Source organism: Aliidiomarina sp. (assembly GCF_047920995.1).
Taxonomy (GTDB): Bacteria; Pseudomonadota; Gammaproteobacteria; order Enterobacterales; family Alteromonadaceae; genus Aliidiomarina.
Map to the genome: position 1 here is coordinate 1 of NZ_JBLRWZ010000016.1, position 13,217 is coordinate 13,217.

Annotated in this window: 12 protein-coding genes; all 12 read left to right on the forward strand. The window is 46.5% G+C overall.

The features are described from left to right. On the forward strand, window positions 1–1,194 hold a 1,194-nt coding region (bamA, locus tag ACNA7P_RS05825), incomplete at its 5' end, for an outer membrane protein assembly factor BamA (RefSeq protein ID WP_416257677.1). 140 nt (window positions 1,195–1,334) lie between these two features. After that, entirely contained in the window at window positions 1,335–1,847 is a 513-nt protein-coding gene (locus tag ACNA7P_RS05830) for an OmpH family outer membrane protein (RefSeq protein WP_416257678.1), read from the forward strand. A gap of 92 nt (window positions 1,848–1,939) precedes the next feature. Further along, complete coding sequence (lpxD, locus tag ACNA7P_RS05835; RefSeq protein WP_416257679.1) at window positions 1,940–2,959, forward strand: UDP-3-O-(3-hydroxymyristoyl)glucosamine N-acyltransferase; 1,020 nt, start codon at window positions 1,940–1,942, stop codon at window positions 2,957–2,959. A gap of 45 nt (window positions 2,960–3,004) precedes the next feature. Further along, a complete protein-coding gene (gene fabZ / locus ACNA7P_RS05840; protein WP_416257730.1) occupies window positions 3,005–3,448 on the forward strand; it encodes a 3-hydroxyacyl-ACP dehydratase FabZ in 444 nt (147 codons plus the stop codon). After that, complete coding sequence (gene lpxA, locus ACNA7P_RS05845; RefSeq protein ID WP_416257680.1) at window positions 3,449–4,216, forward strand: acyl-ACP--UDP-N-acetylglucosamine O-acyltransferase; 768 nt, start codon at window positions 3,449–3,451, stop codon at window positions 4,214–4,216. It begins immediately after the preceding gene. A gap of 107 nt (window positions 4,217–4,323) precedes the next feature. After that, the gene (lpxB, locus tag ACNA7P_RS05850) at window positions 4,324–5,535 is read left to right on the forward strand and encodes a lipid-A-disaccharide synthase (protein ID WP_416257681.1); all 1,212 of its coding nucleotides are present in this window, start codon (window positions 4,324–4,326) and stop codon (window positions 5,533–5,535) included. Window positions 5,536–5,754: 219 nt separating this feature from the next. Beyond that, window positions 5,755–6,732, forward strand: a complete 978-nt coding sequence (locus ACNA7P_RS05855) for a glutathione S-transferase family protein (RefSeq protein ID WP_416257682.1) — start codon at window positions 5,755–5,757, stop codon at window positions 6,730–6,732. A 70-nt stretch (window positions 6,733–6,802) separates the two neighbouring features. Beyond that, window positions 6,803–7,633, forward strand: a complete 831-nt coding sequence (locus tag ACNA7P_RS05860; RefSeq protein ID WP_416257683.1) for a pirin family protein — start codon at window positions 6,803–6,805, stop codon at window positions 7,631–7,633. 30 nt (window positions 7,634–7,663) lie between these two features. Continuing rightward, window positions 7,664–8,539: a site-specific tyrosine recombinase XerD gene (xerD, locus tag ACNA7P_RS05865; RefSeq protein WP_416257684.1), complete on the forward strand. Its 876-nt coding sequence runs from the start codon at window positions 7,664–7,666 to the stop codon at window positions 8,537–8,539. A 121-nt stretch (window positions 8,540–8,660) separates the two neighbouring features. Continuing rightward, window positions 8,661–10,385 carry a single-stranded-DNA-specific exonuclease RecJ gene (recJ, locus tag ACNA7P_RS05870; protein ID WP_416257685.1) on the forward strand — a complete coding sequence of 575 codons (1,725 nt, stop codon included), beginning with the start codon at window positions 8,661–8,663 and terminating at the stop codon, window positions 10,383–10,385. Window positions 10,386–10,518: 133 nt separating this feature from the next. Next, window positions 10,519–11,617, forward strand: a protein-coding gene (gene prfB / locus ACNA7P_RS05875; RefSeq protein WP_416257731.1) for a peptide chain release factor 2 whose coding sequence is annotated in 2 segments (ribosomal slippage) — window positions 10,519–10,593 and window positions 10,595–11,617 — 1,098 coding nt in all. Because the reading frame shifts where the segments join, the coding sequence is not laid out codon by codon here. 66 nt (window positions 11,618–11,683) lie between these two features. Then, entirely contained in the window at window positions 11,684–13,198 is a 1,515-nt protein-coding gene (gene lysS / locus ACNA7P_RS05880; protein ID WP_416257686.1) for a lysine--tRNA ligase, read from the forward strand. Window positions 13,199–13,217: the final 19 nt, after the last annotated feature.

Below are 13,217 nucleotides of genomic sequence, written 5' to 3' on the forward strand. Positions count from 1 at the left end.
GCTGGTGTAGGCTATGGTGATTACGCTGGGTTTAGTTTGAATGGCTCAATTAGCCAAGAAAACTTCCTGGGCAGTGGTAACCGAGTGGCGTTTACAGTGGATAGCAACCGCTTCCAGCGCAGCGTGCAACTGCAATATATTGATAATTACTTTACCGATGATGGCATAAGCTTGGGTGGTTCAATTTACTACCAAGATTTTGATGCTCGCCAAGCAAATTTACAGCAGTATAACCAGCGTTCATGGGGTATTGCTGGAGACCTCGGTTTCCCAATCAACGAATATAATCGGTTGAACTTTGGGGTTGGTTATTCTAGCAGTGATATTACGCAATTAAATCCTTACGATCAGATACGTGCGTTTTATGACAAATATCGCGACGCTGATGGCAATGGTACGGCACTTAACTTTCAAGCCTTTAACCTTTCTGCGGCATGGCAGCGCGTTACGTTAAACCGTGGTATGTTCCCTACAGCTGGTACTAGCAATCGCTTGAGTGGTAAAATTACGGTTCCGGGTAGTGATTTACAATATTTTAAAATTGATTATCGTTTCCGCCATTATAAGCCGTTAGATAGTGACCATAAGTGGGTACTATTAACACGGGTGAATGCTGGTTATGGTAATGGTTATGGCCGTGATGGCGATCTGGAGTACACCTTACCGTTTTGGGAGAACTTTTACGGTGGTGGTTCGGATAGTTTACGGGGCTTTGAGCAAAACCGTGCTGGACCACGTGGTTTGATTCGCCGTTCGCAATCGATTCAAGGGCCTCCGGATGCTGATGGTAATCCAACAACTATTACCTTGGGCCCAGAGTTTGATCGTATTGAAGTAGCCCGTTTTGCTTCTATTGGTGGTAATGCAACTCTTACGGGTGGCTTGGAATTAATTGTACCTACGCCGCTGGTTGGTGAAGATAGCCGTAATTCGGTGCGCACCAGCCTGTTCTTAGATGTTGGAGCGGTTTGGGATACGGAGTTTAATTACAATGAGTACCGTGATCTACAAACCACCGGTAGCGGTGTGTTGTGGGATTACAGTGATCCAGGGAACTATCAGGCATCTTACGGTGTCTCGGTACAGTGGCTATCGCCTATGGGTGTTTTAACCTTTAGTTTTGGTATTCCATTGAAATCATTGGATTCATCTGCTGAGGATCGATTTACCTTTAATATTGGTGCATCGTTCTAAAGAAAGGATAGCGCTTGCATTCAGTTGAACGCAGCGCTACCGTTATAGGGAGTTTTTAACTAATTTAAACCAGAATAAACAAGTTAGAGGCAACAGCCTTTAATTTGTAAAACCAAAATTTTATGAGAGAGGATATAACTTTGAAAGCAGTAGCTATTACATTTGCAGCGCTTATCGCTTTAGTAGCCAGTGTAGCACCAGCGCAGGCACAAAATGCTTCACCAAAAATTGCCGTTATTGATGTGGCGCGGGTGTTTGCAGAAATGCCAGAGCGTGATGCTATCTCTCAGCGTTTGGAAGAAGAGTTTGCCGAGCCTTTAGCGCAGTTGCAGCAGTTAGAAACTGAGTTTGAACAATTGCGTGAGCGTATGCAACGTGACCAGGCTATAATGACTGAAGAAGAACTAGCCGCTGGCCAAGAAGAGTTGCGCCAACGTGCAGCTGGTTTACAGCGTGGTGGTGAGCAAATCAATCAATACATGCAGCAACGTGAAAGCGAAGAGCGTAATCAGTTGCTAGAGAAAATGTTTGTGGTTGTAGACGCATATGCTGCAGAAAACGGCTATGATTTAATCATGGACAAAGGGCGCATGTTGTTTAGCTCTGCAGCGATGGATATTTCTGACCAAATCATCGAGCGTATCGTTGATTAAAATGGTTGATTAACATTGCTGGATACTCCAGCAATGTGTTTTAGTAACCGAAAGGTAATTATACGAGTGCAGTAAGCGCAGAAGGATAAATAATGACGCTGAATGAGTTAGCGGCAAAAATCGGTGCTGAAGTTCGCGGAAATGGCGAGCTTCAGGTAACCGGGCTAGCCACACTCGCGAATGCCGGCCCTCAACAGGTCGGCTTTCTTGCGAATGAGAAGTACAAATCACATCTTAGCAGCACCCAAGCGGCTGCGGTTATATTACACCCTCAGCATGATGACCCAGCTAAACTAGGCAATGCGTTACTCTCGAGTAACCCGTATCTTGCTTATGCATATGCAGCGCAAGCATTTGATGATGCGCCGAAAGCAACGATTGGCGTAGATGCGAGTGCGAATGTGGCCCCTAGCGCCGTAATTGGCAATAATGTAAGTATTGGGCCATTTGCCGTGATTTCCGAGCGCGCAGAAATTGGTGATGGTGCCATTATTGGCGCCCACTGTTTTGTTGGAGAAGATGCAGTGATTGGCGCTCATACGCGCTTATGGCAGGGTGTTAATATTTACCATAAGGTGCAAATTGGCGAACACTGCACAGTGCATTCTGGTGCCGTAATTGGCGCTGATGGCTTTGGTTGGGCCAGTGAACGTGGAAAATGGGTTAAAATCCCCCAACTGGGTCGAGTTGTGATTGGTAACCATGTAGACATTGGTGCCAATACTACTATCGATCGAGGAGCACTCGACGACACCGTGATCAGTGACAACTGTATTATCGATAATTTGGTAATGATTGCCCATAATGTGCATATTGGCGAAGGCACTGCGATTGCAGGCCAAACCGGTATTGCGGGTAGTGCTAGCATCGGCAAACATTGTTTGATTGGCGGTGCTACCGGAATTAATGGCCATATTGAGATTGCCGATGGGGTACAAATTCACGGCATGACAATGGTTACCAAAAGCCTTGAAAAGGGCGTGTACGCATCTTCATTACCGGTAGTTGATCAATCTACTTGGGCTAAATCTGGCGCTCGTGTGCGTCAGTTGCCGGAGCTGTTTATGCGGGTTCGAGCTATTGAGAAAAAATTGGAAAACCCGAAAGGGTAGTTGGAGGAATTTAGTTTGAACAACACAGCAACCGAAGCCCAAGCGATGCCAGGCTTTGATATTCAAGAAATTCAGAAAATTTTGCCACATCGTTATCCGTTTGCGTTAATTGATCGTGTTATTTCATATGTGCCCGGTAAATCATTGCATGCGATTAAAAATATCACCATGAATGAGCCTGTATTTATGGGGCATTTCCCTGGCAATCCAATCTTTCCTGGTGTTTTGCTGCTGGAAGCTATGGCCCAAGCAACCGGGCTATTGGGTTTCAAAATGATGGAAAATGCAGCAGGCAGCGATGAAATTTATTTGTTTGCGGGCATTGATAATGCACGCTTTAAACGCCAAGTAATTCCCGGCGATCGCGTTGATTTTCATGTGGAATTTGTGAAAGAAAAGCGCGGCATTTGGAAATTTACTGGGCGCGCCGAAGTAGATGGCAAGCTTGCTTGTGCGGCGGAAATTATGTGTGCAAGAAGGACAACCTAATTGATTCACGAAACAGCGATTATTGATAGCAAAGCCCGTATTGGTGCCAATGTAAGTATTGGTGCTTATACGGTGATTGGCCCAAACGTTGAGGTTGGTGATGATTGTATTATCCATTCTCATGTTGTGCTGAAAGGGCCTACGCGAATTGGTAAAGCGAACCATATTTTTCAATTCTGCTCAATTGGTGAAGATTGTCAGGATAAGAAATTTAAGGGCGAGCCAACAGAGTTAGTTATTGGTGATCGCAATGTATTTCGAGAAGCTTGTACTATTCACCGTGGCACAATTCAAGACAACAGCCTAACGCAAATAGGTAGCGATAACTTATTTATGGCGTATGTGCATGTTGCCCATGATTGTATGATTGGCAACCATAATATTTTAGCGAATAACACTACATTGGCCGGCCACGTACATTTGGGCGATTTCGTAATTTTGGGTGGTTTCACCGGTGTGCATCAATTTTGTAAAATTGGTTCCCATTCGTTTGCGGCAGTAAGCTCTGTAGTGGTGCAAGATATACCACCCTATGTGATGGCCCAAGGGCATAATGCCGTACCACGCACTATTAATAGCGAAGGGTTACGTAGACGTGGTTTCACCGCTGAGCAAATTCAGAATATTAAGCGAGCCTACAAACTATTGTATCGGAGCTCGCTTACAACAGCAGAATCTTTACCGCAAATCGCGGCATTAAACGAACCGTTACTAGCTGGCTTTATTGAATTTATTGAGAACTCTGAGCGCGGTATCATTCGCCCTTAAGTTCTTTATGCCGGCCTGTATTAAGGCCTTGATTTAAGACCTTAAGGATTCCCTGCTTCGTAGTTGCACAAGAAGGCACATTTAGGGTGGTAGAATTGCATTCGAACATGAATGAAGCTCAACAAGTTGCGGATAAGGGCGCTTTACAGCGCCCTTTGCTTATTGGCATTGTTGCGGGTGAGGCTTCTGGCGATATTCTTGGTGCTAGTTTAATGGCGGGCTTAAAACAGTTGCAACCGCAAGTGCGCTTTATTGGCGTGGGTGGGCCGCGGATGCAGGAGGAGGGTTTGCAAAGCTTATTTGCAATGGAAACTCTTTCTGTGATGGGTTTTGTAGATGTACTAAAACAACTACCGAGTTTATTACGGGCCCGCAAGCAGGTGGTGAGCCGTATGTTGGCAGAACAGCCTGATGCGTTTATTGGTATTGATGCACCAGATTTTAATCTACCGATAGAGAAAAAATTGAAAAAGGCCGGCATTCGTACACTCCATTATGTTTCGCCATCGGTGTGGGCATGGCGGCCGAAGCGCATTTATGGCATTGCAGAAGCCACTAACATGGTGCTTGGCATTCTGCCATTTGAAGCTGATTTTTATGCTCAGTATCAGGTGCCATACACCTTTGTGGGGCATCCATTGGCAGATAAGTTTCCCCGCGAATCAAGCAAACGAGCTGCGCGCGTGAGCTTGCAGCTGGATGAAACAAAGCAATATGTGGGGATTCTTCCTGGTAGCCGCGGTAGCGAGGTGGGGCATTTGGCCGGGCCTTTTATTGATGCAGCTATTGCTTTGCAAAAACAGTATCCGGAACTACAGTTTTTAGTGCCACTAGTGAACGAGGCGCGCAAGGCGCAGTTTCTAGCAGCTTTAACCGAGCGCAATGCACAGTTGAATTTGCACTTATTCGCCGGCCAAAGCCATGCAGTAATTGCTGCTAGCGATGCTACCATTCTTGCCTCTGGCACAGTAGCGCTGGAAGCCATGTTGATTAAACGGCCAATGGTGGTGTGTTACCGCTTTGGTTGGTTAAATTTTCAACTTATTAAACATTTTGTGAAAGTGCGCTTTTTCTCCTTACCAAACTTACTGCATACTGCTGCATCAGGCGTAGAGCATGGCGAAAAACCTTATCAACAACCATTGGTAAAAGAATTACTGCAAAACGAAGTGAGTGGCGCCAACATTGCCGCAACGGTAGAACAGCTGCTCACTGGCGATAATACTCAACTATACCAACGTTATCAGCAGCTTCACGCGCAACTGCAGCAAGATGCTAGCTCGATATCGGCACAAACGGTGCTCGATACCATTCGTTAGTGTTTTCTGTAAGGTGCTTCAGCGGTAATAAATAGCTGATCAGTGCAGAGTTAGAGCTGCTTACACCTACTGGTTTCTTGTATACATCTTACCACTATTCATTTTTCGATTAATAAAAATTATCGCTATGCACTAAATGAATATGCGCTTTGCAGCCAGCGATTTGTGCCGCCGTTTACATCTTCCTATACTGCACACATTGAAAAAAAGGAGAGCATTATGGGATTATTAGTAGATGGCCAATGGCAAGATAAATGGTATGACACCAGCAAATCAGGTGGCCGCTTTGAGCGCTCTGAAGCACAATTTCGGAACTGGGTAACGGCTGACGGTAGTGCCGGCTCAACCGGTAGCGGTGGCTTCAAGGCTGAATCGGGCAGATATCATTTGTATGTTTCTTTCGCTTGCCCTTGGGCTCACCGAACGCTCATTTTTCGAAAACTTAAGGGTTTAGAGGAGCACATTACTTTCTCCGCTGTGGCCCCGGAAATGTTGGCAAATGGCTGGGAGTTCCGAACGGGAACTGAACTTGCAGATCCGTTATATGATCTTGAGTTCATGTATCAAATTTATACCAAAGCCAACCCAGATTACAGTGGTAGAGTAACCGTGCCGGTGTTGTGGGATAAGCAACAGAAAACCGTTGTAAGTAATGAATCGGCAGATATTATTCGGATGTTGAACAGTGCTTTCAATGAAGTAACTGGCAATCAGGATGATTACTATCCGGAACATCTGCGTACGGCGATTGATGAAGTAAATAACATGGTGTACGACAACGTGAACAACGGTGTATACAAGAGCGGCTTCGCCACCTCGCAAGAGGCTTATGAAGAAGCATTTACCAGTTTATTTGCTGCGCTAGATGAGCTTGAACACACTCTTGCGGGAAGCCGTTATTTAACGGGCAATACCCTTACCGAGGCGGATTGGCGTTTATTTACCACACTGGTTCGTTTTGATGCGGTTTATGTAGGGCACTTTAAATGTAATCAAAAACGTATTGTTGATTACCCCAACTTGTGGGGCTTTGTGCGCGACCTTTATCAAGTTGAGGGGGTAGTGGAAACCGTAAACATGCACCACATTAAAACGCATTATTACGTAAGCCACGACATGATCAACCCTACGGGTGTAGTGCCAAAAGGGCCAGAAATCGATTTTATGGCCCCACATGATAGACAAAAATTCGCTTAATACTTAATAGTTTTCATGATTTATAAAGCGGCTCCTTAACCTTGTTAGTGAGCCGCGCGAGGGTGTATTTATGGCCAGTGCAATTATTAAGCATCGCGTACGTGGCATGCCAGCACAAGATGGTGCGGGTGTTAAGCTAAAGCGCGTTATTAATCAACCAGCGTTTCGCCATCGAGATCCAATTCTGATGCTGGATGAATTTAAATCTGATGACCCCAATGATTATATTGCCGGTTTCCCACCGCATCCACATCGTGGTTTTTGCACACTAACGTACATGTTAGCTGGCAATATGGCGCACGAAGATTCGAAAGGAAACACGGGTGAAATTAGCACGGGTGGGTTACAGTGGATGAAAGCAGCCCGGGGCATGATTCATTCAGAAATGCCAAAACAGAAAGACGGCTTAATGTGGGGCTTTCAACTTTGGCTTAACTTGCCTGCAGCGGAAAAAATGAGTGACCCGGAATATGCGGATATTCCGGGTGACACGGTGCCAGAAGTGGCCGTTGAGGGTGGCATTGTGCGGGTATTAAGTGGTGATTTTAATGGCCGAACTGGGCCAGTAAAAGCGCCAGGTCGTGATTTCCTATATTTGGATTATCGTTTGCCTGGTGGTGTGAGTTTAGTACTGCCCCAACAAGGCCAGCAAACTCGCTTAGTGTATGTATACCAAGGAGCCATTCAAGTGGCGGGTGTAGAAGTACAAGCGGGCGAACTAATTGAGCTTGATGCGGATGCTGAGGTAAGCTTAGTAACGGGTGCAGAAGGGCATTTCTTACTGATGGCAGCCAAGCCTATTGGCGAGCCGATCGCCCAGTATGGTCCATTTGTGATGAACACAGAGGCAGAGTTACGGCAAGCCTTTATGGATTACCAAAGTGGTAAATTAACCGCCTAATGCGTAATGTAGCGCAGTATTTAGGAGCTCATGGATCTCGATCTTTTTCTTGATAAGTTATGGTTGCAGCAGGGTGTAAGTAAACACACCCTGGCTGCTTATCGTTCTGATTTACGCCATTTCGCCGAGTGGTTAGAGCCGCAATCATGTGCGCTTGCCGATGCTAACCGTGAGCATTTGGAAAACTATCTGGCGTATCTGCGCCAATCAGGAAAACACCCCCGCACCCAAGCACGTTTTTTAAGTGCTGCGCGCAAATACTTCGGTTGGTTAATGCAGCAACATGGGCGCACTGATGATCCTTGTGCGCACTTGCAGAGCCCAAAACAACCCGCTTCTTTACCGAAATCACTATCAGAAGACGCGGTAGCAACGCTATTGGCGGCGCCAGATGTGCATACCAGCTTGGGTTTACGCGATAAAGCGATGTTGGAAGTATTGTATGCAACAGGCTTACGGGTTACTGAATTGGTGCAACTGAAGTTGAATGAGCTTAGTGTGCGGCAAGGTTTAGTGCGCGTAGTAGGTAAGGGCAATAAAGAGCGTTTGGTACCTCTGGGTGAAGAAGCATTGCATTGGCTTGGAGAGTACTTACGCCATGGCCGGCCTGATCTACTAAAAACCAATCACGATGTGGTATTTGTATCGAATCGTGGCAAGCAAATGACCCGGCAAACATTTTGGCATCGAATTCGTATTTATGCGCAACAAGCCGGGTTGCCGGAAGGTATATCACCACATCGGTTACGCCATGCATTTGCTACACATTTATTAAACCATGGCGCTGATCTCCGTGCCTTACAAATGCTTTTAGGGCATAGCGATATTGCCACTACACAAATCTACACTGAAGTGGCCAAGGCTCGTTTGAAGCAGTTGCATGAAACACATCATCCACGGGGCTAGTTACCGTGTAGGCAGAAGCCCATGCTAATGCTAGAATGCTCTGTGTTCGTGCGCAATTGCGTAGCTAGTTTTGAATTTCCCGATTGTTCTTCACGGTCGTTGCATATGAGTGAGATACGCAGTGAGCTCTCCGATACAAATTCGCCGGCGTGAGCCGCGCACCACTACTAATTTCCCGAGCCATATTCCGAGCGTTTTGCAGCGCGTGTATGCCAATCGCGGTGTTGAACACGCAGATCAGCTGGATTTATCCGCCAAAGGCCTTGTTCATTATCAACAACTTACGGATTGCGAACGTGCGGCAGCGCGGATTGCTACGGCAATTATGCAGGGCGAAAGTATCTGCATTTGTGGGGATTTTGATGCTGATGGCGCCACCAGTGTTGCGCTGTTAATGAGTTTCTTTCGCGACATACAGCACGCGCGAGCGTTTTATTTAGTGCCGAATCGATTTGCTGATGGTTACGGATTATCGGCAAATCTTGCCGAATATGCGCACAAAGAGGGTGCTAACTTACTGATTACCGTTGATAACGGCATTAGTAGCCATGCTGGTGTGCAACGGGCGAATGATGTAGGCATGAACGTAATTGTTACGGATCATCATTTACCGGGCAAAGAGTTACCAAATGCGTATGCTATCGTGAATCCAAATCGTATTGATTGTAGCTTTCCTTCCAAGCAGCTGGCGGGGGTGGGTGTTGCTTTTTATATTTTACTTGCGCTACGCGCATGGTTTCGCGAACACAACCCCGAGCATCAAGCTGCCCAGATTAATATTGCTGAATATCTTGATTTAGTAGCACTGGGCACTGTTGCCGATGTAGTGCCGCTAGATTACAACAATCGCATTCTAGTGCGCCAAGGATTAGCGCGAATTCGCGAACAGCGATGTCGGCCAGGAATTCTGGCGCTACTGGCGGTGGGCCGCAGAGAAGCACAGCAAATTACCGCTACCGATCTCGGTTTTATTGTGGGGCCACGGATTAACGCGGCGGGGCGGCTGGATGATATTCAACAAGGCATTGAATGTTTGTTAGCACAAGATTATCCACGGGCACAAATGATTGCCTTACGCCTTGATGAGCTGAATCAACAGCGGCGCAGCATTGAAACAGATATGCAAGCGGAAGCGCAACAATGTATTGCGCGATTGCAGCTTAACGAACAAAGTTTGCCGCCAATTCTTACGGTTTATGATGAGCATTTCCATCAAGGCGTAATTGGCATCGTGGCGGGCCGGTTAAAAGAACAATTTTATCGGCCTACGATGGTATTCGCGAAGGGCGAAGATGGCTGCTTTAAAGGATCTTGCCGTTCGGTACAGGGCGTGCATATTCGTGATTTGTTGGAACAAGTAGCTGCGGAAGCTCCTGAGGTGATTAGCAAGTTCGGTGGCCATGCGATGGCGGCAGGTTTAAGTGTTCCGGAACAACACTGGGAAGCCTTTAATCAAGCCTTGCAAAACGTAGCTGCCCGCTGGGTTCCACAAGAAGTATTGGCGCGTGTGGTGTGGAGTGATGGCGAACTTGCGGCACATGAGTTTAATCTTGATGTAGCCACCGCATTACAGCACGGTGGCCCTTGGGGGCAAGGGTTTCCCCAGCCTTTGTTTGACGGGGAGTTTACCATTCTGCAAGAGCGTTGGTTGAAAGAGGTGCATTTGAAACTGGTACTGCAACCACATGGCAGCAGGGAAACCTTCGATGCGATCGCATTCAATGTGCCACGTGCCGGATGGCAATGGCACTCTCCTAGTAGCGCGAGAATGGTATATAGGCTCGATATTAATGAGTTTCGTGGGCATCGGAATGTACAACTATTGATTGAACATGTAGAGGCTTAGGCCTGTTGTTTATGAGCGAAATCCGTTAAACTATCGCGTTAATATGAAGGGTGTCAGAGGCTAGGCCGCTGACACCAATTTGTTCATAGCCATCGAATAATATGTAATTCAGGAAGCGTTAATGTCTGAGAGAATGCTGGAAAGCAACGCCATTGCCCATCAAATAGACGACCTCAAGCAGCGTTCAGCGCAGCTTAGGGGGTATCTTTGACTTAGAGGTGAAAACAGAACGCCTCGAAGAAGTTGAACGTGAGCTTGAAGACCCCGATGTTTGGAACAACCCAGAGAAAGCTCAAGCATTGGGCAAAGAGCGCGCTGCTTTAGAAGCTCTAGTGAATACTATGCGCAATCTCACTCAGGGTTTAGAAGATGCCGAAGGGTTTTTAGAGCTTGCCAGTGAAGAAAGTGACGATGACATGCTCACGGAAGCTGGCGATGAAGTACAACGCCTTACTTCTGATCTGGAAAAGCTCGAGTTTCGCCGTATGTTCTCTGGCCCGAACGATGCCTCAGATTGCTACTTAGATTTGCAATCGGGTTCTGGCGGTACGGAAGCGCAAGATTGGTGCAGCATGTTGTTACGCATGTATTTGCGCTGGGGCGAAGCAAACGGCATGAAAACCGAAATCACCGAACTCTCTGAAGGCGAAGTTGCGGGCATAAAATCTGCTACTATTCGCTTTTCTGGTGAATATGCGTTTGGTTGGTTACGTACAGAAACTGGCGTACATCGCCTAGTTCGTAAATCGCCATTTGATTCCGGTAGCCGGCGGCACACTTCATTTGCTTCGGCATTTGTTTATCCAGAAATTGATGATGATATCGAAATTGATATTAATCCTGCTGATTTACGCGTAGATACCTACCGTGCCTCTGGCGCAGGTGGTCAGCACGTTAACCGAACTGATTCGGCGATTCGTATTACCCACGAGCCTAGCGGAATTGTAGTGCAGTGCCAAAGCGATCGTTCGCAACATAAAAACCGCGATGCAGCAATGAAACAGCTTCGCGCCAAGTTGTATGAAATGGAATTACAGAAGCAGAATGAAGCGAAGCAAGCTCTTGAAGATAGCAAATCAGACATTGGTTGGGGCAGCCAAATACGCTCGTATGTGTTGGATGATTCGCGTATTAAAGATTTACGTACTGGTGTGGAAACACGCAATACGCAGGCCGTACTTGACGGTGATTTGAACAAATTTTTACAGGCCAGTTTGAAATCAGGCTTGTAAGTAAGGTTAATGAATTGCTGGCTCGCGTAATGTGTTAGCACCAACGAATTGAATGAAGGATTTTTTATGAGTGATAAGCAGCCCGAAGTGCAGGATGTAAACCAGCAAATTCGCGAGCGTAAGCAAAAGTTGCAGCAATTACGTGATGCTGGTAATCCGTTCCCAAATGATTTTCGCCGCGAAAATTTAGCGGCTGAATTGCACGAGGCTCACGGCGCCGCTGAAGGTGAAGCGCTAGAAGAGCAGGGTGTACGCGTAAGTGTTGCCGGCCGTATGATGCTGCGCCGTATTATGGGTAAAGCGAGCTTCGCTACCTTGCAGGATATGAGCGGCCAGGTGCAAATTTATGTGGCTCGGGATAACTTGGCTGAAGGCCTGTACAACGATGGCTTCAAAAAGTGGGATCTCGGCGATATCGTTGGCGTTACCGGTACATTGTTTAAAACGCGTACGGGTGAGCTTACCATTCAAGCGGATGAAATTAAGCTATTAACGAAAGCTTTGCGCCCATTACCAGACAAATTTCATGGCTTAGCAGATCAAGAAACCCGTTATCGCCAACGTTACCTTGATTTGATTGTAAACCAACAAGCGCGTGAAACATTTGTGATGCGCAGTAAAGCTATTGAGTATATCCGCCAATTCTTGAATAAAAGAGCGTTTTTAGAAGTAGAAACGCCGATGATGCAAACCATTCCTGGTGGTGCATCAGCGCGGCCATTTGTAACTCATCATAATGCGTTGGATATGGATTTGTATTTGCGAATAGCGCCAGAGCTTTACCTTAAGCGGCTGGTAGTAGGCGGTTTTGAAAAAGTATTCGAAATAAACCGCAACTTCCGTAATGAAGGGCTTTCTACGCGCCATAACCCAGAGTTCACCATGCTTGAGTTCTATTGGGGCTATGCTGATTACCACGATTTGATGAACCTTACGGAAGAAATGATTCGTGGTTTGTGTTCTGAGCTACTCGGCACCACTTCGGTAAATTACCAAGGTGAGCAGTTTGATTTTGGCCAACCGTTTGCGCGTTTATCTGTTGTTGATGCGATTTTGCAGTATAACCCTGAGCTAACAGAAGCCGATGTGAACGATATGGCAACTGCTTCTGCTTACGCTGAAAAACTCGGTATTAAAGTTCAAAAAAGCTGGGGTTTGGGCAAAGTACAAATTGAGATTTTCGAAGAAACAGCGGAACACAAACTGCTGCAGCCAACGTTTATAACGGCTTACCCTGCAGAGGTTTCGCCTTTAGCGCGGCGTAATAACGATAATCCATTTGTTACTGATAGATTTGAGTTTTTTGTGGGTGGCAGAGAAATCGCTAATGGCTTCTCTGAGTTGAATGATGCGGAAGATCAGGCAGCTCGCTTCCAAGAACAAATGCAGCAAAAAGAGGCCGGGGATGCTGAGGCCATGTTCTATGATGCGGATTATGTAACTGCGTTGGAGTATGGTTTGCCGCCAACGGCGGGTGAGGGAATCGGTATTGATCGGTTAGTAATGTTATTAACAGATTCACCTTCCATTCGTGACGTGCTGCTGTTTCCACATATGCGGCCACAGAAGCAAGAGAGTTAATCTCTAATTGCCCACAACA

Coding starts and splice junctions, on each gene's coding strand:
- lpxB (WP_416257681.1), top strand. CDS start 4,324: ATGAATGAAGCTCAACAAGTTGCGGATAAGGGCGCTTTACAGCGCCCT.
- ACNA7P_RS05855 (WP_416257682.1), top strand. CDS start 5,755: ATGGGATTATTAGTAGATGGCCAATGGCAAGATAAATGGTATGACACC.
- xerD (WP_416257684.1), top strand. CDS start 7,664: ATGGATCTCGATCTTTTTCTTGATAAGTTATGGTTGCAGCAGGGTGTA.
- ACNA7P_RS05860 (WP_416257683.1), top strand. CDS start 6,803: ATGGCCAGTGCAATTATTAAGCATCGCGTACGTGGCATGCCAGCACAA.
- fabZ (WP_416257730.1), top strand. CDS start 3,005: ATGCCAGGCTTTGATATTCAAGAAATTCAGAAAATTTTGCCACATCGT.
- lysS (WP_416257686.1), top strand. CDS start 11,684: ATGAGTGATAAGCAGCCCGAAGTGCAGGATGTAAACCAGCAAATTCGC.
- lpxD (WP_416257679.1), top strand. CDS start 1,940: ATGACGCTGAATGAGTTAGCGGCAAAAATCGGTGCTGAAGTTCGCGGA.